Source organism: Microbacterium sp. NPDC089190 (genome assembly GCF_040701795.1).
Lineage (GTDB): Bacteria > Actinomycetota > Actinomycetes > Actinomycetales > Microbacteriaceae > Microbacterium > Microbacterium galbum.
Map to the genome: position 1 here is coordinate 680,494 of NZ_JBFBHF010000002.1, position 22,204 is coordinate 702,697.

The 22,204-nt window shown below is 70.5% G+C and carries 25 protein-coding genes; 8 read left to right on the top strand and 17 right to left on the bottom strand.

From position 1 onward, the window contains the following. Positions 1-352 precede the first annotated feature (352 nt). Positions 353-922 (top strand): DUF559 domain-containing protein, encoded by a 570-nt coding sequence (locus tag AB0230_RS09175; RefSeq protein ID WP_366375314.1) that lies wholly within the window; start codon positions 353-355, stop codon positions 920-922. A gap of 171 nt (positions 923-1,093) precedes the next feature. On the opposite strand, the gene ccsB is transcribed toward AB0230_RS09175, so the two are convergent. The 7 genes from ccsB to AB0230_RS09210 all read right to left on the bottom strand — a co-directional run bounded on the left by ccsB (position 1,094) and on the right by AB0230_RS09210 (position 7,233). Beyond that, on the bottom strand, positions 1,094-2,104 hold the full coding sequence (ccsB, locus tag AB0230_RS09180; RefSeq protein ID WP_315995119.1) for a c-type cytochrome biogenesis protein CcsB: 1,011 nt from the start codon (positions 2,102-2,104) through the stop codon (positions 1,094-1,096). A 4-nt stretch (positions 2,105-2,108) separates the two neighbouring features. Continuing rightward, positions 2,109-3,791 (bottom strand): cytochrome c biogenesis protein ResB, encoded by a 1,683-nt coding sequence (locus AB0230_RS09185; RefSeq protein WP_366375316.1) that lies wholly within the window; start codon positions 3,789-3,791, stop codon positions 2,109-2,111. Positions 3,792-3,804: 13 nt separating this feature from the next. Next, on the bottom strand, positions 3,805-4,554 hold the full coding sequence (locus AB0230_RS09190) for a cytochrome c biogenesis protein CcdA (protein WP_363390823.1): 750 nt from the start codon (positions 4,552-4,554) through the stop codon (positions 3,805-3,807). Further along, a complete protein-coding gene (locus tag AB0230_RS09195; protein WP_315995122.1) occupies positions 4,551-5,156 on the bottom strand; it encodes a TlpA disulfide reductase family protein in 606 nt (201 codons plus the stop codon). Before AB0230_RS09195 ends, AB0230_RS09190 begins: the two co-directional genes overlap by 4 nt. After that, positions 5,156-5,797, bottom strand: coding sequence for a histidine phosphatase family protein (locus AB0230_RS09200; protein ID WP_315995123.1), 642 nt, complete (start codon positions 5,795-5,797; stop codon positions 5,156-5,158). Before AB0230_RS09200 ends, AB0230_RS09195 begins: the two co-directional genes overlap by 1 nt. A gap of 79 nt (positions 5,798-5,876) precedes the next feature. Next, the gene (locus tag AB0230_RS09205) at positions 5,877-6,578 is read right to left on the bottom strand and encodes a DedA family protein (RefSeq protein WP_366375319.1); all 702 of its coding nucleotides are present in this window, start codon (positions 6,576-6,578) and stop codon (positions 5,877-5,879) included. Between the two features lie 100 nt (positions 6,579-6,678). Further along, positions 6,679-7,233, bottom strand: a complete 555-nt coding sequence (locus AB0230_RS09210; protein WP_363390828.1) for a DUF6264 family protein — start codon at positions 7,231-7,233, stop codon at positions 6,679-6,681. A gap of 15 nt (positions 7,234-7,248) precedes the next feature. On the opposite strand from AB0230_RS09210, the gene aspS reads away from it, so the two are divergent. Both aspS and AB0230_RS09220 read left to right on the top strand, forming a co-directional pair. Then, positions 7,249-8,589: an aspartate--tRNA(Asn) ligase gene (gene aspS / locus AB0230_RS09215; RefSeq protein ID WP_315995126.1), complete on the top strand. Its 1,341-nt coding sequence runs from the start codon at positions 7,249-7,251 to the stop codon at positions 8,587-8,589. 73 nt (positions 8,590-8,662) lie between these two features. Next, complete coding sequence (locus tag AB0230_RS09220; RefSeq protein ID WP_366375321.1) at positions 8,663-9,727, top strand: ABC transporter ATP-binding protein; 1,065 nt, start codon at positions 8,663-8,665, stop codon at positions 9,725-9,727. Between the two features lie 39 nt (positions 9,728-9,766). Here the strand turns inward: AB0230_RS09220 and AB0230_RS09225 are convergent, their stop codons facing one another. The 6 genes from AB0230_RS09225 to AB0230_RS09250 form a co-directional block, all read right to left on the bottom strand. Further along, entirely contained in the window at positions 9,767-10,069 is a 303-nt protein-coding gene (locus AB0230_RS09225) for a Dabb family protein (RefSeq protein WP_366375323.1), read from the bottom strand. Further along, positions 10,066-10,344 (bottom strand): glutaredoxin family protein, encoded by a 279-nt coding sequence (locus AB0230_RS09230; protein ID WP_315995129.1) that lies wholly within the window; start codon positions 10,342-10,344, stop codon positions 10,066-10,068. The genes AB0230_RS09225 and AB0230_RS09230 overlap by 4 nt, the downstream gene beginning before the upstream one ends. A gap of 40 nt (positions 10,345-10,384) precedes the next feature. Further along, positions 10,385-10,678, bottom strand: coding sequence for a rhodanese-like domain-containing protein (locus AB0230_RS09235; RefSeq protein ID WP_315995130.1), 294 nt, complete (start codon positions 10,676-10,678; stop codon positions 10,385-10,387). Between the two features lie 117 nt (positions 10,679-10,795). Beyond that, positions 10,796-10,894, bottom strand: coding sequence for an AURKAIP1/COX24 domain-containing protein (locus tag AB0230_RS09240; protein ID WP_003792170.1), 99 nt, complete (start codon positions 10,892-10,894; stop codon positions 10,796-10,798). A gap of 83 nt (positions 10,895-10,977) precedes the next feature. Then, positions 10,978-11,169, bottom strand: a complete 192-nt coding sequence (locus AB0230_RS09245; protein WP_076677409.1) for a helix-turn-helix domain-containing protein — start codon at positions 11,167-11,169, stop codon at positions 10,978-10,980. Between the two features lie 136 nt (positions 11,170-11,305). Next, positions 11,306-11,701, bottom strand: coding sequence for a metalloregulator ArsR/SmtB family transcription factor (locus AB0230_RS09250; RefSeq protein ID WP_315995131.1), 396 nt, complete (start codon positions 11,699-11,701; stop codon positions 11,306-11,308). 68 nt (positions 11,702-11,769) lie between these two features. Here AB0230_RS09250 and AB0230_RS09255 point away from each other — a divergent pair, with 68 nt between their 5' ends. Together AB0230_RS09255 and AB0230_RS09260 are read left to right on the top strand one after the other, a co-directional pair. Next, positions 11,770-13,212 carry a potassium transporter TrkG gene (locus AB0230_RS09255; protein WP_315995132.1) on the top strand — a complete coding sequence of 481 codons (1,443 nt, stop codon included), beginning with the start codon at positions 11,770-11,772 and terminating at the stop codon, positions 13,210-13,212. Further along, complete coding sequence (locus tag AB0230_RS09260) at positions 13,205-13,876, top strand: TrkA family potassium uptake protein (protein ID WP_056224009.1); 672 nt, start codon at positions 13,205-13,207, stop codon at positions 13,874-13,876. The genes AB0230_RS09255 and AB0230_RS09260 overlap by 8 nt, the downstream gene beginning before the upstream one ends. Before the next feature lie 143 nt (positions 13,877-14,019). On the opposite strand, the gene AB0230_RS09265 is transcribed toward AB0230_RS09260, so the two are convergent. Together AB0230_RS09265 and proC are read right to left on the bottom strand one after the other, a co-directional pair. Further along, complete coding sequence (locus AB0230_RS09265) at positions 14,020-14,307, bottom strand: DUF1905 domain-containing protein (protein WP_366375326.1); 288 nt, start codon at positions 14,305-14,307, stop codon at positions 14,020-14,022. A gap of 1 nt (position 14,308) precedes the next feature. Beyond that, the gene (proC, locus tag AB0230_RS09270) at positions 14,309-15,154 is read right to left on the bottom strand and encodes a pyrroline-5-carboxylate reductase (RefSeq protein ID WP_366375328.1); all 846 of its coding nucleotides are present in this window, start codon (positions 15,152-15,154) and stop codon (positions 14,309-14,311) included. Between the two features lie 121 nt (positions 15,155-15,275). Between proC and AB0230_RS09275 the strand changes: the two genes are divergently transcribed. After that, positions 15,276-16,388, top strand: coding sequence for an alpha/beta hydrolase (locus AB0230_RS09275; RefSeq protein WP_363390846.1), 1,113 nt, complete (start codon positions 15,276-15,278; stop codon positions 16,386-16,388). Positions 16,389-16,418: 30 nt separating this feature from the next. After that, the gene (locus AB0230_RS09280) at positions 16,419-17,348 is read left to right on the top strand and encodes an LLM class F420-dependent oxidoreductase (RefSeq protein WP_363390849.1); all 930 of its coding nucleotides are present in this window, start codon (positions 16,419-16,421) and stop codon (positions 17,346-17,348) included. A gap of 22 nt (positions 17,349-17,370) precedes the next feature. On the opposite strand, the gene tadA is transcribed toward AB0230_RS09280, so the two are convergent. Next, entirely contained in the window at positions 17,371-17,802 is a 432-nt protein-coding gene (tadA, locus tag AB0230_RS09285) for a tRNA adenosine(34) deaminase TadA (RefSeq protein ID WP_366375489.1), read from the bottom strand. Between the two features lie 87 nt (positions 17,803-17,889). On the opposite strand from tadA, the gene upp reads away from it, so the two are divergent. Next, a complete protein-coding gene (upp, locus tag AB0230_RS09290) occupies positions 17,890-18,522 on the top strand; it encodes a uracil phosphoribosyltransferase (protein WP_076677423.1) in 633 nt (210 codons plus the stop codon). 99 nt (positions 18,523-18,621) lie between these two features. Here upp and AB0230_RS09295 read toward each other — a convergent pair whose 3' ends face one another. Beyond that, positions 18,622-22,164 (bottom strand): TM0106 family RecB-like putative nuclease, encoded by a 3,543-nt coding sequence (locus tag AB0230_RS09295; RefSeq protein WP_366375331.1) that lies wholly within the window; start codon positions 22,162-22,164, stop codon positions 18,622-18,624. Positions 22,165-22,204 lie beyond the last annotated feature (40 nt).

Below are 22,204 nucleotides of genomic sequence, written 5' to 3' on the forward strand. Positions count from 1 at the left end.
GGCCCACGCGCGGACGATCGTGTCTGCTGTGGGCATGCACCCGCACGCACTCCCCCCTGAACTGCGCTCGGCGTTCCACGTCCGCGACGCGGATGCACACGGCGTCCCCCGCCGGCGGCTCTCCGCCGGTGACCTACGGTCGCCGTTCCATGGAGTGCGCGTCGCGCGCGAAGATCCGCTGGAAGGTCTGGAGGCGAGATGCAGGGCATTTCTCCCTCGGATGATCGGCGCGCAATTCTTCAGCCACTCGACCGCCGCCACGCTGTGGGGGATGCCCCTCCCGTTCCGCCCTGACGACTTTCTGCATGTGAGCGCGGTTCCCCCCGCGCGGGAGCCTCGCACGGCAGGTGTCGTGGGACATCGCTTGGTCATGCCGTCGGAGGGTGTCACACTGCGCGCCGGCCTGCCGGTCGCAAACCGCGTCGAGACCTGGGCTCAGCTCGGCTCGCTCGTCCCGATGGAAGACCTCGTCGCCGCGGGAGACTGGGCGTTGTCACAGGGCGACACCGTGTCAGACCTCGACGCAGCTGCACGACGCGCACGGCGTCGCGGAGCAGTCGCCCTCCGCGAGGCAGTGCAGCTTGTCAGACCCGGAGCGGAATCTCCGCGAGAGACGGCCGTGCGCCTCGTCCTCCTGCGGGCGGGCCTGCCCGAGCCGCACCTCAACTGGACCCTCTGCACGGCAGACGGGGTCTTCGTCGCTCGACTCGACATGGCCTACCCCGACCACCGGGTAGCGGTCGAGTACGACGGGCGGCAGCACGCCGACGCAGACCAGTTCCGACGGGATGCCGACCGCTGGCGCGCCATTGCCCGGGAGGGGTGGACGCTCATCCGTGTCGTGGCCCACCACCTCGAGACGCCGATGCAGGACATCGTCGCACCCGTGCGTCACGCGCTCCGCGCGGCCGACGCCCCTTGAGTGTCCAAGACATGCCGTGTCCACCCGCCGCCAGCGGCATGTCTTGGACACTCAAACCCCGCCGCCCATCGGGCGAGGGCATCGCGCCCGGGCCAGAGCCGGGACGTTCCGCGAAACACGAAGGGCCCGCCCGGCGACAGCCGGACGGGCCCGGGAACCGGGTGAGGGTCCTTACGTCGTCAGGCCGCTGTAGGCGTGCAGGCCCTTGAAGAAGACGTTGACGATCGTGAAGTTGAACAGCACCGCAGTGAAGCCGATGATCGACAGCCACGCCGAGCGGGTGCCGCGCCAGCCGCGCGTCGCGCGGGCGTGGATGTAGCCCGCGTAGAGCACCCAGATGACGAAGGTCCAGACTTCCTTGGTGTCGAAGCCCCAGAACCGGCCCCATGCGTCGTTCGCCCAGATGGACCCGGCGATGAGGGTGAAGGTCCAGAAGATGAATCCGACGATCGCGAAGCGGTAGGCCAGCGACTCGAGGGCGTCGGCGTTCGGAACCGTGCGCAGGAAGCTGCGCTTCGGTTCGGCATCCACCGGGGCTTCGGCGAGCTTGCGCTCGCGCCGCGTCTGGATGAGCTGCACGACCGAGAGCCCGAAAGCGAGGGCGAACAGTGCCGTCGCGAGACTCGCGACGAAGACGTGCACGACGAGCCAGACCGACTTCAGCGGGTCGGCCAGCGGAACGACCTCGACGTGGAACGCCAGCGTCGCGCCACCCAGCAGCAGCACCGCGAGGCCGGTCATGAGCGAGCCGAGGAAGCGCAGGTCGTAGCGCGTCAGCACGGCGAGGTACACCGCGATGATCAGCAGCAGGCCGGTCATGGCGAACTCGTACATGTTCGACCACGGCACGCGCTCGGCTGCGATCCCGCGCAGGACCGTCGCCACGAGGTGGAAGACGAAGCCGAGCGCCGTCAGCACCGTGCCGAGACGCGCCCACAGGTAGCGGGGCTTGGCGGTGGAGGCACCGGATGCCGACGACCCGGCGCCCGAGGAGATCACTCCCCCGCCACCCGCGGTCACGAGCTCGCGCGCGACGACCTCGTCTTTGGCCTTGAGCGCGAGGTCGGAGCGGCGCGCGAGATCGATGGCGTACGCGATGAACGCCAGCACGTAGATGGCGACCGCCGTCCACACCAGGAGGAGGGAGATCTCGTCGAGGAGAAGCGGGTCGGTTCCGGGCATGGTCTCAGTCTACTTTTCCGGTGTCGGGGTGGCTCTGGGGAGGAGGGCCGGGGAGGGTCGCGCCGTGCTTCTCGGCGAGCTGATCGACGGCGGCGGCGAGCGTCGGGTCCTCACCGCGCGCGAGGCCCGCGTACTCGACGAGCACCGAGCCGCCCTGCGGGGTCGCCTTGACCCACATGCGGCGACGCGGGACGAAGAGCGCGGCGAGCAGGCCGAGCAGCGCCAGCAGGGCGAAGGCGAGCACCCACGGTCCGGCGAGGTCGCGGTGGATCGACAGGGATGCGAAGCGCTTGACCGATCCGTCGTACCCGACGGCCCCCGCGGGCGCCTCGTTCTCGAAGGTGATGGTGCCGAGGCCGTTGGGCAGATCCTCGGTCTGCCCGGGCATGAGCTGGATGGCGGGGTTGCCGCTGTCGCCGCCGGCGATCTGCGTCATGCCCGACGGATCGAGCGTGTAGACCGAGCGGGGCGTTCCGTCGTCGATGCCGAGGTCGCCCTCGTACACGCGCAGCGTCAAGGTCGGGTACTCCAGCGCCCCGTACGTGGAGGTCAGCGCGCCCGAGGGCAGCACGTCCATCGTCGGGTAGAAGAATCCGAGCAGACCGAGCTGTTCGGGCAGACCGTCGGCGACCTTAATGACGCCGAGCGAGGTCATGTTGGCATCCTGCGGCAGGAACGCGACCGAGTCGTGGAACACCTCGTTGCCCTCGGCGTCGCGGATCGTCACGGTCGGGGCGTAGCCGTTGCCGAGCAGGTAGACGCGGTCGCCCTGCACGTCGAGCGGGTGGTTGACGCGCACCTCGCCGTCCTGCGGGTCGGTGCCGGGGGCCTGCGTCGTCACGTGCGCCACGAAGTCGCCGGCTTGTCCCGAACCGGGCTGCCCGGGCGGAACGTAGGACACGTCGAACTTGTCGAGCGTCATCGAGTAGGGCGTGAGGGTGTCTCCGCTGACGAAGCGACCCGGGTTGAACGAGGAGTAGTCGAGCAGGCTGTTCGCGAAGGCCTGGCCCTCGACGAGCACGCGTTGACCGGTGTAGGTGAAGCCCCCGCCGACACCGACGGCGATCAGGACGCCCACGAGCGCGCCGTGGAAGAGCAGATTGCCGGTCTCGCGCAGGTACCCGCGCTCCGCCGACACCGAGAACGACCCGCGCCCGTCGTAGCGCGCCACCCGGTAGCCGCTCTTGCGCAGCTGCGCGGCCGCGCTCTCCACGGCGGCGGTCGCCAGGGCATCCGCATCCGCGTCGACCGCGATCGAGCGGGAGCGGTGGTCGTCCAGGCGCGACAGACGCGCGGGCGTGCGCGGCGGCTGCGAGCGCAGCGCCTTCCAGTGGTGCTTCGTGCGCGGGAGCACGCAGCCGATCAGCGAGATGAACAGCAGCAGGTAGATCGCCGAGAACCAGGGCGAGGTGTAGACGTCGAACAGGCTGAGCTTGTCGAGCACCGGCGCGAGATCGGGGTTGTCGGTGAAGTACTGCGTGACGCCGTTGGGGTCGGCGCTGCGCTGGGGCACGAGCGATCCCGGGACGGCGGCGATCGCGAGCAGGAGCAGCAGCACGAGGGCCGTGCGCATGCTGGTCAGCTGGCGCCATCCCCACCGCAGCCATCCCACGACGCCCAGGCGCGGCTGGGTGACCTCGTCGGACGTGGAGTCGGCGTGGTCGGACGGACGCAGCGGGTCGGTCATCGTGTTCCCTCGATCAGAGCGGGAGTTGGACATTGCCCATCACCCCCTGCAGGGTCGACATCCACTGGCCCCACAGGCCCGTCACCATGAGCAGGCCGAGCACGATCAGCAGCGCTCCGCCGATGAGGTTCACGACGCGGATGTGCGTGCGCACGAACGCCACGGACTTCGTCGCCCACCCGAAGCCGAGGGCGAGGAGCAGGAAGGGGATGCCGAGGCCCAGCGAGTACATCAGCCCGAGCAGCGCCGCCCGGCCGGGATCCCCGAGGTTGTACGACACGGAGATGATCGCCGCCAGCGTGGGCCCGATGCACGGGGTCCAGCCGATGCCGAGGGCGATGCCCAGCAAAGGGGCGCCGATGAGCCCCAGGTTGCCACGGGACTGCATCCGCACCGAACGCTGCGCGAGGCCGAACAGCCCGATGAACACCAAGCCCATCAGGATGATGACCACGCCCATGACGCGCGTGATCACGTCGGCGTAGGCGAGGAAGAAGGCGCCCAGCGTTCCGCCCAGCACATTGACGGCCATGAACACGACCGTGAACCCCGCGATGAACAGCAGGGTCCCGCCGAGCAGCCGTCCTCGACCGGGCCCGGATGCCGAGCCCCCGCGCGGGGCGACGGCACCGCCGATATACCCGAGGTAGCCCGGAACGAGCGGCAGCACGCACGGCGAGAGGAAGGAGATGAGGCCGGCCGCGAGCGCGATGGGAACGGCGACCCACAGCGCGCCGTCGAAGACGAGGGCGCCGGGGTTCACGCGCTCTCCGCCACGAGCGTGCGCACGATCGCCTCGAGGATCGAGGCCTCGGGCAGCTCGCCGACGATACGGGCGGCGACGCGGCCCTGCTTGTCGAGCACGAGGGTGGTGGGGGTGGCGTTCAACGGCGTGGCCTTGTTGAACGCGAGCTTCAGCTGGGCGTCGTCGACCGCCATCGCGCTGGAGTACGACACCTCGTGGTCGCGCGCGAACGACAAGGCGGTCGCGGGCTGGTCGTAGGTGTTGATGCCGAGGAAGGCGACGTCCTGTCCCTGGAAGCTCTGGTAGGCCTGCTCGAGACGCGGGGCCTCGATGATGCAGGGACCGCACGTGGCGTACCAGAAGTTGACCACGAGCACCTTGCCCGAGAAGTCGGCGCTCGAGACGGGCGAGCCGTTGTCGAGCGTGCCGGAGAACTCCACGGGCTCGCCGCGCTGATCCGCCGCGATCTCCTTGGTCTGGAACCCGTTGGCGGCGATGTAGCCCTTGTTGTCGCCGGCGCGGTACTGGTCCGCGAGGGGGTCGGCGCTGCAGGCCGCCAGACCCGTGACGAGCGCGGCGGAGGCGAGGACCGCCCCGACCGCGGAGAGGATTCGGCGCATCACACGGCTCCTACGTCGACGGCGCCGGCGGTGGACGCCGGCGTTGCGTACGCCACCTCGACGAACCGCGGACCGCCGGCGCCGTCGCGCCGTTCGAAGCTCGTCACGCTCGACAGCGCGCAGCGACGCTTGCGCGGGTCGTGTCGGGTGGGCTGGTGGGACAGGGCGAGGTGGGTCACCCAGATGGGGAGCTGGTGCGAGACGACGACGACGTCGCCCGCGGGCACACGGTTCCAGGCGTCATCCATCGCCGCGACCATGCGGGCGACGATCCGCTCGTACGGCTCGCCCCAGCTGGGGACGGCCGGGCGGCTGAGGTGGCGCCAGTTGAGGGGATTCGCGAGCGCCTGCTTCATCCGGCGCCCTTCGAAGACGTTGGTGGGCTCGATCACCCGGTCGTCGATGAACGGCTCGGCACCGAACAGCTCGACGAAAGGCTCGGCGGATTCGCGCGTGCGCTGCAGCGGCGAGACCACGAGAGCGCTCACCGGCCGCTCGAGGCTCTTCACGTACTCGGCCGCCTGCCGCGCCATGCGCCGACCGTCGACGCTCAGGCCGAATCCGGGGAGCCGACCGTAGAGCACGCGACGGGGGTTGTACACCTCTCCGTGGCGCACGAGATGAAGGCGATCGGCGGGCACGATCCCAGTCTAGGCGCGGGTTCTGTGGTCTGACTGAGTCCGGATGCCGGTTGCCTCGACGTGGAGATATCCCGCCGGGTCAGGCGTCTTTGCGCGCGGCGAGCAGCGAGCGCACGCGCGAGTACAGGAACCACGCGACACCGATGCCGACCGCCGCGATCACGATGTACTGCAGGATCGACGCGTACTCCTCCACGATGTGCCAGTTCTCGCCGAGCAGGTACCCGGCGAGCACGAAGATCGTGTTCCAGATGAGGCTGCCCGCGCCGGTGAGGAGCCCGAAGCGCCAGAGCGGCATCTTCGCGACTCCCGCGGGGATGCTGATGAGGCTGCGGAAGATCGGGATCATGCGCCCGAAGAACACCGCCTTCCCCCCGTGCCTCTCGAACCAGGCGACCGTGCGATCGACGTCTTCGGGGTGCAGCAACGGCATCTTCGCGGCGAACGCACGCAGACGCCCCGCGCCCAGCCACCGCCCGAGCCCGTAGAGCGCGAAGGCGCCCACCACGGATCCGAGCGTGGTCCACAGCAGCGCCTCGAAGAGCGTGAACGAGCCGCGGCTCGCGGTGAGCCCGGCCATGGGCAGCACGACCTCGCTGGGCAACGGCGGGAAGAGGTTCTCGAGGGCGATCGCGACACCGGCGCCGACGGGGCCGATGACCTCCATGAGCGACACGGTCCAGTCGGCCAGCGAGGTCAGCCACGACTGGCCCTCCGTCGAGCCCGACCCGGCGCGCACCGGAGAGAGGGAGGGAGACAGGGAGAGGGTGACGTCGGTCATCGGGTGCCTTCGCGCTCGGTGATCAGCCGCCCGTGCGGGCGCCCAAGGGTCAGGTTACGGGCCGGTCAGGCGCCGTTGCTGGGGGTTGCCCCGGAGCGGTTCAGGATGCCGTGAGCCCGGCACCCACGAGCGCCGCGGCGATGAACCACACGGCGACCATCGAGAGGATCGCGACCAGCGGCACCCAGAACGCCAGGCGATGCCGTACGAGACGGATGATCGCCACGACGAGCCCGACCACGAGGATCACCCACGGCGCGATGACGGCGATCCAGAACCCGAGGTTCATCAGACCGGCGTCGCACGCCTGCGCTCCGCAGACGCGCGCGGCGGAGGCGAGGACGACACCCGCGTAGGAGGCCGCGAGCGCCAGGAGGGGCAGGAGCACCAGCAGAACGATGGTCGTCGCGACGTCCCACGGCCGGGGGGCACGCCCCCGTGGTTCCGGACGCAGCGTCCGGAACGACTCCGGGGGGAGGGAGAACGTCACGAGCGCCATCATAGGGATGCCGCGTCGGAATCCGAGGGTTCGCGCCCGCCCGGGCCTCGACGAGCGACGAGCGGCGTCTCTTCCGCCCGCCGCACGGGGCCCACGTCCCGCGACACCGGGCGACGAGGCGCGAGGACGGCGGGTGGGGGCCGCCACCACCCGCACGTAGACTGGTCGATCGTGAGCGAACGCGTCCTGGTCAACCAGCTGAAGTCCCTCCCCGCCGGCCCCGTCGAGGTGTCGGGATGGGTCGAAACCGTACGCGATCAGAAGAAGGTGCAGTTCGTCGTCCTCCGCGACGAGACGGGCGCCGTACAGCTGGTCAACCCGGCGACCCGCCCGACGGAGGACGCCGCGGACCAGGATGCCGCCGCCCTCGCCCTGACCGAGACGATCGGCGCCCTCGCGACCGGCACCTTCCTGACGGTGCGCGGGGAGCTCAAGCACGACGAGCGTGTCAAGCTCGGCGGCGTCGAGATCAAGGTCGGCGAGCTCGTGATCGCGGCCGCGGCGAACCCCGAGACCCCGATCGCCGCCGACAGCAGCCCCGACAAGCGCATGGACTACCGCTTCATCGACCTGCGTCAGCGTCGCAACAACCTCATCTTCCGCGTGCAGACGACGCTCGAGCACGCCATGCGCACGTACTGGGTGGAGCGCGATTACATCGAGGTGCACTCGCCCAAGCTCATGGCATCCCCTTCGGAGTCCAACGCGGAGCTGTTCGAGGTTCCCTACTTCGAGGACAAGACGGCCTACCTCGCGCAGAGCCCGCAGTTCTTCAAGCAGATGGCCCAGGTCGCCGGCTTCGGCAAGATCTTCGAGATCGCGCCGGCCTTCCGCGCCGACCCCTCGTTCACGAGCCGTCACGCGACCGAGTTCACCTCGATCGACGCCGAGATCAGCTGGATCGACTCGCACGAAGATGTCGCCCGCATGCAGGAGGAGCTCCTGCAGACCGCCTTCCAGGCCGTCGCCGACAAGCACGGCGCGGAGATCCAGGAGCTGTTCGGCGTCGAGGTGCAGGTGCCCACCCTGCCGTTCCCGCGCATCCCGCTCGCCGAGGCCCGCGAGATCGTCGCCGCGCGCGGCTACGACATCCCCCGCACCGACGGCGACCTCGACCCGGAGGGCGAGCGTCAGATCGCGGCGCACGTGCAGGAGACCTACGGTCACCAGTTCGTGTTCATCACCGACTACCACCCCGCGATCCGCGCTTTCTACCACATGCGCGACGAGGAGACCGGACTCACCAAGTCGTACGACCTGCTGTTCAACGGCGTCGAGATCACCACGGGCGCGCAGCGCGAGCACCGCGTCGAGGTGCTCATCGAGCAGGCGAAGGAGAAGGGGCTCGACCCCGAGCACCTCGACTTCTACCTGGACTTCTTCCGCTTCGGCGCCCCGCCGCACGGTGGCTTCGGAATGGGCCTCGCCCGCGTGCTGATGCTGCTGCTCGGTGAGTCCTCGATCCGCGAGGTCACCTACCTCTTCCGCGGACCGACGCGTCTGGCCCCGTAAGTTTCGACCTGACGACGCCCGGGGTTCACCCCCCGGGCGTCGTCGTGTCATCCGGGGTCTCTAGCGTCGGGTCATGGTCGCCATCACTCCGCTCGATTCCCCATCGGGAGGCGCGTCGCGCCCGACGGGCTGGACCATCGTGCTCGACGGCGTGCGTCGCGAGCGCGCGGGCACCGTCGTCCTGGACGACGTCGACCTCGATGTCGCCCCGGGCCGCATCGTCGGGCTGGTCGGCCCCTCGGGCTGCGGAGCCTCCACACTGCTGCGGCTCGTCGGCGGAGCCGAGCGACCCGACGCCGGGACGGTGACGATCGAGGGACGGGTGGGCGCTGCGGCGCCCCGCGTCGCGGAGGTGCGGGATCGCACCCCCGTCGCCCGCTTCGGCCGCGCCCGCGCGGCGATCGTGGCCGCAGCCCGGCAGGCGGGCGTGATCGACCCGGATGCCGAGGCCGACCGTCTCTGCGACCTGGTCGGCCTCTCGACGGGCCACAAGAGCGTGCACCGTCTCTCGCACGGCGACCGTCAGCGCTGGGCGGTGGCCCGCGCGCTGGCCTCGCGGCCCCGGGCCCTCGTGCTCGACGACGCCCTCGCTGCTCTGCACACGAGTGCTCGCGCCGAGACGCGCGACCGTCTCGTCCGGGAGCTCCGCGAGCGCGGTGTCACCACGCTCTGGGCGACGCGCGACACCACTGAGGGGGCCGCGGTCGCCGACCACCTCGTCGTGATGGATGCCGGACGCATCGTGGCGTCGGGCAGCCCCGACGAGGTCTACGCGCGCGTCGCTGACGCGGCGGTCGCGGAGGTCCTCGGTCCGGTGAGCGCGGTGCCCGGGATCGTCGAGGGAGTGGTCGTCGAGGTCTGGGGGCAGGAGCTCCCGCTCGCCGGCTCCGCGCACGACGGACACTGCGAGGTCGTCGTGCGGCCCGAGAACGTGCTGCTGGTCGGCCCCGACGTTCCGGGGATGGACGCCGTCGTGGAGGAGACGACGTTCCTGGGCAGCGTGCGGCGTTCGACCGTGCTCACCCGCGACGGCAGCCGCGTCGTCGTGGAACATGCGCCCGATCAGCGCGTCGACGACCGTGATGCGGTGCGCATCGCCCTCGCAGCCGTCCCGGCGACGGTGCGCCCGCTCGAATGACGGCAGCCGACGGCGTCACCGCCGGTCCGCGGCGACCCCTCAGAACGGGTAGTCGACGCAGGACCGCTCGGCGACCACCGAACGGACGAAGCCCGCGACCTCCTGGTGGGCCGGGTGCACCTGGTAGCGCTCCAGCGCATCCACGTCGGCGAACTCGCTGACCAGCGCGACATCCCAGTTGGACTGCGGGTTGGCCACGTTGCGCCCGACCTCGATGTGCACGATGTCGTCGATGACCTCGCGAAGGGCCATCAGGCGCTCCGAGATCTGCTCGGCGTGCAGCGCACGGGTGTCGGCGTCGTCCGCCGCGAGCTTCCACAGGACGATGTGACGGATGCTCACGACGAGGCTCCTTCAGGGTCTGCCGCCAGCAGCGCGGCACGGAGACGGTCGGCCGACACGCGCCAATGCGCGTGCAGGTCGCCGTCGATGAGGACGACCGGGATCTTCTCCCACCACGTGGCGAAGAGTGCGGGATCATCGGCGATCGACGCGTGCTCGATCTCGACGCGGTCCGCCACCTCGGCGGGGAGGCCGTCGACGACGCTCTCGACGATCTGCTCCGCCACGTCGCACAGATGGCACTCGGGCTTGCCGATCAGCGTGAGGGTCGTCACGCCTCCATCCTAGGAGGCGCGGACGGACGGGAGACGAAGGCTAGGCCTCGACGTCGTAGCCGGCGGCGATCCAGTCGCCCGTGCCGCCCTCGACGTTCGTCGCGTCGTGACCGCGCGCCGACAGGGCCTCGACGACACGCGCCGAGCGTCCGCCGGCCTGGCAGATCACATCGAACGGCTCGCCCGGGAGTTCGTCGAGGTGCTCGCCGATGCTCGACATCGGCATGTTGACGGCGCCGGGCACGTGGCCCGCGGCGAACTCGTGCTCCTCGCGCACGTCGATGAGGGGACGCTCGCGCCCCGCGTGCAGGTCGTGGACCGAGATGGACTGCATGCTTTCCTCCATGGAGACGGAACGAGCGGGCGCGGAGACGCCGCGCCGGTAGGCGGAACGTGCACGGATACACGAAGCGCCCGTCGCATCGGACAGGCGCTCGGTGTGGTGGCCGCGTTACTTCTTGTTGCGGCGCTGGTGACGAGTCTTGCGAAGCAGCTTGCGGTGCTTCTTCTTCGCCATGCGCTTACGGCGCTTCTTGATGACAGAACCCACGGAAAACCTCACTAAGTCGGGGTCTGGGTGCCGATGTCGGCGCCCGGGAACACTAGGCGTTCGGAAAAAAGCCTCGGATCAGTCTAGCCGACGTCGGACACCGGTCGCTGCACAGCCTCGACGACGGCCGATTCCGGCACGCGGTAGCTGCGTCCGAACCGCACCGCCGGCAGTTCGCCGGCGTGCACGAGACGGTAGACCGTCATCTTGGACACGCGCATCAGCTCGGCGACCTCGGCGACCGTCAGAAACCGCACGTCCGGCAGCTCGGCCATCGCTCACCCCTCGTTCCGGGTGAACTCACCCTCCTGATGCTGAGCACACTCTAGGGTCTGCGCGCGACGGCTGTAAACCTGTGGGCCCTCTGTGACGGATGTGCTGTGTGGACGCCGCACAGCGGCATCCGGATGCTCACCGGCCGGGGAGTTTTCGCAACGCCGTCGAGAAAGAGTGCTTGACGGATGCCGCGGCCCGGCCGACGACCTCGGCGGCGTGCACGGCGGACTCCGGCAGGGCCGGTTCGTTGTCCTCTTCGATGGAGAAGAAGGGCACCAGCCAATCATCGACCTCGTCGAGCGGAGCAACGGCGAGGCTGTAGTAGCGGTGCTGCCCCTCCTCGCGCACGGACACCAGCTCGGCCTCGCGCAGCACCTTCAGGTGCTTCGACACCGTCGGCTGGCTCACCCCGAGCGCCGCCACGATCTGGGAGACGCTCGTGCCCCGCTCACCGCCGGTCGCGCGGTCGAGGAGCAGCTGAAGGATGTCGCGACGCGTTCCGTCAGCGATCACGTCGAAGATGTCCGCCATGGCATCAGATTAGCCGCGCCCCGGCCCGAGTACCATGATTCGGGTTCGGGTATCGGAGGGAGCGGCGCATGGCGGCGACGCCGAATGAGGCGCGACTGCCGGTGCGCGCGCGGCGCATCGCCTACGAGGCATGGGATCGTCTGCGCAATCTCACGACAGCATCCCCGGCCCGTTTCGCCGTCCTCGTCTTCGCGACTCTCATCGCCCTCTTCACGGCGCTCTTCTCCCTCCCCGCCGCTTCCGCGACGGGCCAGCGCATCCCCCTCGCCGATGCCCTCTTCACCGCGGTGTCGACGATCTGCGTCACGGGTCTGTCGACGATCAACATGTACTCGGACCTGTCGCCGCTCGGCCGTGTCATCACGTACATCGGCGTCAACGTGGGCGCCCTCGGCGTGCTGACGCTGGCATCCATCCTCGGACTCGTCATCTCGAAGCGCCTGGGACTGCGGGCGAAGCTCATCGCCGCCGGAGACAGCAATCCGCTGCGCGCCCACGGCGGCCCGGTCAACGAAGGCCAGACCGTGCGCCTGGGAGAGGTCGGTCAGCTGCTGCGGACGGTGGCCCTGTCGACCCTCGTGATCGAGGCGGTCCTCACGGTGCTGATCTACCCCTCGTTGATCATCGGCGGCATCCATCCCCTGGTCGCCCTGTGGGAGGCGCCGTACTACGCGGCCATGGCGTTCACCAACACCGGCTTCATTCCGAACGCGGACGGGCTGACCCCGTTCGCGCAGGACTACTTCCTGCTGACCGTGCTGATGGCGGGGGTGTTCCTCGGGTCGATCGGGTTCCCCGTCATCTTCACGCTGTGGCGGCACTACTGGAAATTCCGCCTGTGGTCGCTGCACGCGAAGCTGACGATCATCACCACGGTGGTGCTCTTCTTCGTGGGAGCCGGCGTCATTCTCCTGCTGGAATACGACAACCCCCTCACATTCGGGAGCATGGATGCGTGGGACACCACGTTCCAGGCCTTCTTCCTCTCGGCCATGACGCGCTCCGGCGGCTTCAGCGTCATCGACATCGGCGACCTCAACGGGGCGACGCTGATCGTCGGATCCATGCTCATGTTCGTCGGCGGGGGTTCGGCATCCACCGCCGGCGGCATCAAGGTCACCACCCTCGCCGTGCTCGCCCTCGCGGTCTTCTCCGAGGCGAAGGGCCGCCCGTCGGTGCAGGCGTTCGGCCGCCGCATCCCCAGTGATGTGCAGCGCGTCGCCCTCTCGGTGGTCGCCTGGGGAGCGACGATCGTCGCGGTCTCGACGGTGACCATCAGTCGCATCACCGACGCGCCCATCGAGCATGTGCTGTTCGATGTCGTCTCGGGGTTCGCGACCGTGGGGCTCTCGACCGGACTCACCGCCGAGCTCTCCGACCCGGCCGTCTACGTGATGGCGGCCACGATGTTCATGGGGCGCATTGGTACAGTGACTCTCGCCGCGGCCGTGGCGGCATCGTCGAGGTCGCAGTTGTACGCGCTCCCCGTGGAAAGGCCCATCGTTGGTTGAACGCATCCGCAGTGACGCCCCCGTCCTGGTCATCGGGCTCGGGCGCTTCGGGGCGGCCTGCGCGGGCGAGCTCGACCGCCTCGACCGCGAGGTGCTCGCCGTCGACGGCAACCTCGAGCTCGTGCAGAAGTGGTCGGAGCGCGTCACCCACGCCGTCCAGGCCGACGCCCGCAACATCGACGCGCTCCGCCAGATCGGCGCGCAGGACTTCCAGGTCGCGGTCGTCGCCGTCGGGTCGCTGATCGAGGCCTCGGTGCTCATCACCGCCAATCTCGTCGACCTCAAGGTGCCGCAGATCTGGGCGAAGGCGGTGTCGCAGTCGCACGGCAAGATCCTCGCCCGCGTCGGCGCGAACCACGTCATCTACCCCGAGGCCGAGGCCGGAGAGCGCGTCGCCCACCTCGTGAGCGGGCGCATGCTCGACTTCATCCGCTTCGACGACGACTTCGTGCTGGCCAAGATGTACCCGCCGAAGCTCGTGCGCGGCGTGGGGCTGAACGAGTCGGGCGTCCGCAGCAAGTACAACGTCACGGTGGTCGGAGTGAAAAGCCCCGGACGCCCCTTCCGCTACGCCGAGGCGAACACGGTGGTCACCAATCACGACCTCATCATCGTCTCGGGCACGAACAGCGACATCGAGCGCTTCGCCTCCCTCGATCGCTGACACGGCGCCGCGGCGCGCCCTGCGTCCGCGCTGACGCGACCCTGCCGCGCGGCGGCCCCGGACGGGCACCCTGCGAGCGCTCGACGCTCTCCCCGCCCGGGGGCTTTCGCCCCTTGCGCGAGCGGTCGCCGCGGGGAGACCCGTCACGCGTCGATGTCGAGCACGACCTCGATCTCGTCGTCGACGCCGAGCCCCTCGGCATCCTGGAGCGCCTTCTTGATCGGGACCACGTAACCGCCGTCCTTCGGCCAGAGGGCCGTCGCGACGCGCGTGGAGCCGACGGTGACGGAGGCCGGGATCATGCCCCAGCCGTACGTGACCACCCGCGAGACCTCGGCGATCATGGCCGCCTCCCGCGGCGGCACGGTGACGAAGTGGTACGGCGCGGGGCCGCGCCAGTACCAGATCGTGCCGGGGAAGCGCAGGCGCATGTCAGCTTCCGGCGGCGAGCTCTCTCGCCCGCGCCAGGGCCGCCTCGGCGCCCCGGGTGAACGTGTCGTCGAGGTGCGCCGCCTGCAGGACGGCGACCGCGCGCTCGGTGGTGCCCTTGGGGCTCGTGACCCGGCGGCGCAGCTCGGCGGGGTCGACGTCGGAGGCGTCCAGGAGCGTCGTCGCGCCGATGAAGGTCTGCTCGGCCAGCAGCCGGGCCTGGTCGTCGTCGAAGCCCATGCGTATGGCGGCCTTGGTGAACTCCTCCACCAGCAGGAAGACGTACGCCGGGCCCGAACCCGAGATCGTGGAGAGCGCGTCGATCTGCGCCTCGGGTACCTCCAGCACCGCGCCGACGGTCTCGAAGAGCGCTCGGACGACGGCGACGTCGTCGGCGGATGCCGCGGGTCCCGCCGCCAAGCCCGTCACGCCCTTGCCGACGAGCGACGGGGTGTTCGGCATCGACCGCAGGGTCGCGACCTCCTCGCCGAGGTGGTGAGCGAAGGTGGCGAGGGTCACTCCCGCGGCCAGGCTCACCACGATCGCCCCGGGCCGCAGGTGCGGCGCGATCTCGTCGAGCAGATCGGGCACCATGGCGGGCTTGACGCCGACGAGCACGATGTCGGCCTGCGCGACCGCCTCGGTGTTGCCCCGGGGGTTGGCCTCGAGAGCAACACTCGTCACGCCGTCGAGCTCGGCGAGCTCCGCGGCCTTGGCGATGGAGCGGTTGGTGGCGGTCACTCCCCCGTCGGCGAGTCCCGCGGCGACGAGTCCGCGGAGGATCGCACCGCCCATCGAACCGGCGCCGAGAATCGCGATCGGGGGCAGCGAGCTGGTGGCATCCGTCATGAAGCCCAGTCTACGAAGCAGCCCCGTCGCGCGGGGCAAGCCTGAGTGCGACCGAAAGGGGCGGGCGTTAGCATCGGAAGCCGGTGTACCGGGGCACCGGCGAGCGACACGGAGGACCTGCATGACTCTCTTCGACGGCATCAGCGCACGCCTGGTCGAGACCGACCGGCTGGGTGTCAACGTGCTCGAACGGGTCGGCGACGACCCGGCGACGACACCGGATCACACCGTCGTCTTCGTGCACGGCAATGTGTCGTCGTCGCTGTTCTGGCAGGAGATCATGCAGGACCTGCCGAGCGACCTGCGGGTGCTCGCGGTCGATCTCCGCGGGTTCGGACGCACCGAGCACACCCCGATCGACGCCACCCGCGGCGTCCGCGATTTCAGTGACGACCTCTTCGAGACCATGCAGGCGCTCGGCATCCCCGAGGCCCACCTCGTGGGGTGGTCGATGGGCGGGGGCGTCGTGATGCAGTACGCGCTCGATCACCCGGTGCGATCGCTCACACTGCAGTCCCCCGTGTCGCCCTTCGGGTTCGGTGGCACGCGACGCGACGGCACGCGCCTCACGGATGACGACGCGGGTACCGGCGCGGGCGGTGCGAACCCGGACTTCGTGCAGCGTCTCATCGATCACGACACCACGGCCGACGCACCCACGTCTCCGCGCTCGGTGTTCCGCTCCGGCTACGTCGCCCCGGGCTACACGAGCGAGCACGAGGACGTGTGGGTCGAGTCGATGCTCACCACCTCGACCGCCGGTGGCAACTACCCCGGGGATGCCGTGACCACCGCGACGTGGCCGGGATTCGCCCCGGGGACCACGGGCGTGCTGAACACCCTGGCGCCGAAGTACTTCGACGTCTCGGGGATCGTCGACCTCGACCCCAAGCCGCCCATCCTCTGGATCTACGGCACCGCCGACGCGATCGTCTCGGACGCGTCGTTCTACGATCTCAACCACCTCGGCGCCCTCGGCGTCGTTCCGGGATGGCCGGGCGCCGACGTCGCACCGGCCCAGCCGATGGTCTCGCAGACCCGCGACGTGCTCGCGGCCTATGCCGAGAAAGGCGGGGAGGTGACCGAGGTCCCGGTCGAGGGTGCGGGGCACTCGGTGCACCTCGAGCGTCCGGCGCAGTTCCGCCGCGCCCTGCTCACCCACATCGGTTACGTGGGCCGCCCCGCCGACCCGGCGCCGCCCACCGAGGCCATCATCCTGCGTTCGGCCGACTGACCTCCCCCCCTCGACCCCCCGGAGACCCTCGTGGAGTACTGCCTGTTCACCGAGCCCCAGCAGGGCTTCAGCTACGACGACCAACTCGCCTTCGCGCAGTCGGCCGAGCGCCACGGTCTCGACGGCTTCTTCCGGTCCGACCACTACCTCCGCATGGGCGAGGGCGACCCGCGCCCCGGCCCCACCGACGCGTGGACGACGCTCGCCGGCCTCGCCCGGGAGACCTCTCGCATCCGCCTCGGAACCCTCGTCTCGTCGGTCACCTACCGCGTCCCCTCGATCCTGGCGATCCAGGTCGCCCAGGTCGACGCGATGTCGGGCGGTCGTGCCGAGCTCGGCCTCGGCACGGGCTGGTTCGAGCGGGAGCACGCGGCTTACGGCATCCCGTTCCCCGCGAAGCGGTTCGACCTGCTCGAGGAACAGCTCCAGGTCGTCACGGGCCTGTGGCAGACCCCGGATGCCGAGACCTTCAGCTTCGAGGGCGTGCACTACCGGCTCGACGAGGCGCCCGCCCTGCCGAAGCCCGTCCAGCCGCAGGTCCCCGTGATCGTCGGGGGCGGAGGACCGAAGCGCACTCCCGCGCTCGCGGCTCGCTATGCGACCGAGTTCAACATCGGTTTCGTCGCCGAGGACGTCGTCGCCGAGAAGTTCACCGTCGTTCGCGCGGCGTGCGAGGCGATCGACCGCGATCCCGCCTCGCTGAAGCTGTCGGTGGCCCTGCCCACCATCGTCGGGCGCGACGACGCCGAGATCTCGCGTCGCGCCGAAGCCGTCGGCCAATCGCGGGAGCAGTTCGACAACGGCGCCAACCTCATCGGCACCCCCGCGCAGATCGCCGAGAAGGTCGAACGGCTGCGCGCGCTCGGCGCGGAGCGCGTCTACTTCCAGCTCATGGACCTGCGCGACATCGAGCACGCCGACCTCGTCGGCGCCGAGGTGCTGCCCCTCCTGCCCCGCTGACGGCCGTCGGGCGCGGGAACGCTCAGCGGCGGCCCGCGAAGAAGGAGCGCAGCTGCGCGGCCGCCCGCTCCTCCTCGACCCCGCCGACCACCTCGACACGATGCGGCAGGCGCCGGTCGCGCAGAACGTCGTACATGGATCCCGCGGCGCCCGCCTTGGCATCCCACGATCCGAACACGACGCGGGGCACGCGCGCCTGCAGGATCGCCCCGGCGCACATGACGCAGGGCTCCAGCGTCACCACGAGCGTGCAGCCGGCGAGGTGCCAGGACCCGATCCGGGATGCCGCTTCGCGCAGGGCCACGATCTCGGCGTGCGCCGTGGGATCGTTCGTGACCTCGCGGAGGTTGCGGCCCTCACCGATGACGGTGCCGTCCGCATCGAGGACCACGGCGCCCACCGGGACGTCGCCGTCGCCCTGCGCGTCGTCCGCGAGGGCGAAGGCTCGACGCATCGCGGCGAGGTCGCGATCGGTGGGCGTCACGGGGGCTCCGGAAAACGAGGGCTGAGGCGCGCGGGGGAAGCGGTTAGCCTTGAGCCTATGCGTGTCCACGTCGCCGACCACCCCCTCATCACCCACAAGCTCACGGTGCTGCGTGACGTGCAGACGTCGTCGCCGGTGTTCCGGCAGCTCACCGAGGAGCTCGTCACGCTCCTCGCGTACGAGGCGACCCGGAACGTCCGCGTCGACCCCATCGAGATCCAGACGCCCGTCACCACCACGATGGGGGTGAAGATCAGCGAGCCGCGCCCGATCGTCGTGCCGATCCTGCGCGCGGGTCTCGGCATGCTCGAGGGCATGGTCAAGCTCCTCCCCACCGCCGAGGTCGGCTTCCTGGGGATGGTGCGCGACGAGGAGACCTTCGAGCCCACGACGTACGCCGAGCGTCTGCCCGACGACCTGAGCGACCGTCAGTGCTTCGTGCTCGACCCGATGCTCGCGACGGGCGGGTCGCTCGGCGCCGCCATCAAGTTCCTCTTCGCCCGCGGAGCGCAAGACGTCACGGCGATCTGCCTGCTCGGCGCCCCGGAGGGTGTCGCGGCGATCGAGAAGCAGGTCGAGGGGCACGACGTGACCCTGGTCCTGGGCGCCGTCGACGAGCGCCTCAACGAGAAGGGGTACATCGTGCCCGGACTCGGTGACGCGGGCGACCGCCTGTACGGCACGGCCTGACGGAGCCCGTCGAGGTCAGGCGTCGGCGCCCACCGGACGCGCGAACGCACTGCGGCGGGCTCCCGTCGGTCCCCCACGGCCCGACGCCGCCCCTCGACGTCAGGCGTCGGCGCCGACCAGACGCGCGAACGCGCTGAGGCGTGCGACGCCCTCGGGCGTGCGGGGCAGGTCGTCGAGCAGAGCAGGCGACGAGATGACGTACGCCGCCTGCATCGCGCGCGAGATGGCGACGTTGATGCGGTTGCGCAGCAGCAGGAACTCGAGCCCGCGCGGGGCGTCCCGGCCCGATGACGCCGCCAGGGTGAGGATCGCGACCACCGCCTCCTTCCCTTGGAACCTGTCGACTGTCCCGACGGGGACGTCGCCGTAGCCCGCCGCGGCCAGCGCTTCCTCGACGGCGACCTGCTGCGCGTTGTACGGGGTGATGACGATGATGTCGTCGGCGCGCAGTGCACGAGGAGGTTCCACCGTCGCGGAATCTCCGGCCCCGCCCTCGGCCCCCGTCCACTCGCGACCGACCAGATCGGCGACGATGCGCACGACCTCATCGGCTTCCTCCGGCGATGCCGTGGCGTTGCCCCGGTGCGGCACCGGACGTACGTGCACGCCCGGGGCGATGCCGTCGAGGTATCGGAGCGCCGTGGACGGGTGCGCCGCGAGGCGACCCTCGTACGACAGGCGCGACACCGGCTCCGCGACCGCGGGGTGCATACGGCGGGTGCGCGCGAGGAAGTACCCCAGTTCGGGGGGCACGACCTCGGCCCCGTCGATGATCCACCCCAGCGCCGACGTGTCGACGGGCTCGGGGTGCGTGCCCTGGCTGACCTGCGGGAGCTGCTGCGGATCGCCCAGAAGGAGCAGACGGGTCGCGGCGAGGGAGACGGCGATGGTCGAAGCCAGCGAGAACTGACCCGCTTCATCGATGACGAGGAGGTCGAGGCTGCCGCGGGGAATGCGCGCCTCGTGACTGAAGTCCCAGGCGGTGCCGCCCACGACGAATCCGTGCGCCGCGTTCTCGCCGGTGAAGGCCGCGACGCCGTTCTTGGGCAGCACCGTGAACGCGTGCGCGGCGCCGGGGTCTTTCGGCGCCTTGCCGACCCGGGACGCCGGCACACTCGCCGCGATGACCCGGTCGAGCATGTGCTCGATGGTGGCGTGAGACTGCGCCACCACGCCCACACGGAAGCCGCGCTCGGCCACCAGCCGCGCGATGACGTGCGACCCGACGTACGTCTTGCCGGTGCCCGGGGGTCCCTGCACCGCGAGGTAGCTGTGGTCGAGGTCGGCGACGCTGCGGGCGATCGCCGCGACCTCGTCGTCGCCGGCAGCGCCCGCGATGGCGGTCACGGGGGCAAGTGCGCCGGACCGGGTGCGCGGGGGGATGCGGCGCAGGATGTCGGCCGCGGGGCCGTCGGGGATACTCGGCGCGGCGGCGAGCACCGCATCGGCCCACGCGTCGATCGCCTTCTGCTGGTTGCCGGCCCGCGGCGGGGCGGGAGGAGTGAGGGCGAGCGGCAGATCGTCCCAGGTGACACCGTCGGCCGCGATCTCCTCGATCACCACGCCGTCGTCAAGCACCTCGCGCACCGTCACGCGGCGCGCACCGTGGATCCAGCGGGGGCGCGTCTCGAGGGGGAACGGCGCGGGGAGGTCGTAGACGGCGAAGGGTTCGGCATCCGGGCTCACCCGGGTACCGGGAGCCAGCTCGCCGCGCAGCTCGACCAGACGCCGCTCGGACCCGCGTCCCGACTCGGAGATGTGCCAGTCGGTCCGCACCCGGGAGCGCGCCGCGTCGACGACGATCACGTCGCGCGTCTCCTCCCACACCGACAGCGGCTCGCGCAGGCGCAGGAAGTGCGTGGCCCAGTAGGTCTTCTCTTCGCGCGGGTAGTAGTCGATCGCGGCGGCTGCGAGCCGCAGGGCGGTGGCGTCGGGCTCCGCGGCATCGGCAGCCCACCTCTGCAGCGCCGTCGCGCGCGGCGACGGCTCGTACGCCTGCTCGTCAGGCTCGGCACTGCGCGAGGGGACGGCTCCCGACTCGCGCGCCCGATCGACCAGCCAGTCGCGCAGGCGCCGGGTGGAGACGCAGTCGTAGCGGTTGTAGTCGGCGAGGTCGTCGAGCACGCGTCGGGCGCCCGCGGCGTCGCCGTCGGCGGCCAGGGCCCGCGCTTCGACGTACTTGACGATGGAGTCGTCGCCGCGCTGGACGTCGCTCGTGCGCACCTCGTCGCCCATGTAGAGCGGTTCGAGCTTCTTGATGGAGTAGGACCGCGACCCCACGCGCAAGGCGCGCCGGACCACCGGGTAGAGGTCGACGAACACCCCGTCGCGCAGGAGCCGGTCGACGTCGGCCTCGCGCACGCCGTAGCGGGCCGCCATGGTGAGCAGATGCGTCGGCTCGTAGGGGGCGTAGTGGTAGATGTGCATCCCCGGGTATTGCTGACGACGCAGAGCGACCATGTCGAGGAACCGTTCGAGGGCGGCGCGTTCCTCGGCGAACGTGTGCGCCCACAGGGCGCCGTAGGTCTCTCGGCTGTCGACCCAGCCGAAGAGGTAGTCGATGCCCCAATGCTCGCCGGTGCCCTCGGTGTAGAGCGGGTCGCCCTCGAAGTCGAAGAACAGGTCGCCGTGATCGGGCCGGGGCAGCACGCCGAGCGATTTGGGCGCGACGACCTCGAACGTCGGTACGGCGTGGGCGGGGACCTCGGCGCTGGGCACGCCCGCGGGGCTCTCGAGCTGCAGTCGCGCCTGTGTCCGCAGCGAGGCGAACGTGTCGGCGCTCATCGAGGTCGGAGCCTGCGCGCCTGCGGCCAGCTCGTCGATCGTTCGAATGCCGGCGGCGCGAAGCCGCTCGCGCTGCACCGGTCGCATGCCCGCCACGAGCAGCAGGTCGCGGTGCGCGACCACCTCGAGTTCGCAGGTCGCGCAGCGGCCGCACGCCACGACGTCGAGGGCACCCCGACCGTCGCCCCAGGCGATCGCCTCGCCCGCGGCCCCTCGCGCGACATCGCGATCGGCGATCAGGGCGCGCAGACGCGCACGGCGCAACGCGAAGACCGGCAACAGGTCGTCGACCCGATGCGTGCTGGTCGTGCCGTCGCCGAGGAGCAGCTGCACGTCATCGGACCTCCGTACGCCGAGCCGATCGAGCTGGTCGACGTAGGCCGCGAGCTGCATGAGCGCGGTGACACGCGCCCGACGTGCGAGCTTCGTGTCTTGCACGATCCAGGGACGGATGCCGTCGGCATCCGCTTCGTCGGCGCGCACGAGAAAGTCGGCGAAGCCGACGAACTCGGCCGTCGAGAACGCGGCCTGATAGACGACCTCGACGGCGGGATCGGCGAGGGCGTCGTCCGTGAGGCGCACCGCCTCGGCGAGGGCCTCGGCGTCGGACGAACGGGCGGCGGGGATCTCACGTACCGCGTCGCCTAACCGCGCGCGGTAGTCGTCGAGGACGCGCAGCTCGTGGGCGGTGCCGAGACGAGCGGCACGCTCCAGGGTGGCGTCTTCGGGATCGTCGACGGGGGCGACCCGTCCGAGCTTCGCGTCGATCGCTCGGAGCCAGGCGAACTCGCATTCCGCCGCCGCCTTGAGGTCGCTGGCGCTCCAGACGACCCGATCGTCCTGCTCGATGTACCGCATGGTGTTCCACGCTAATCGCGACCTCCGACATCGGGTTCAC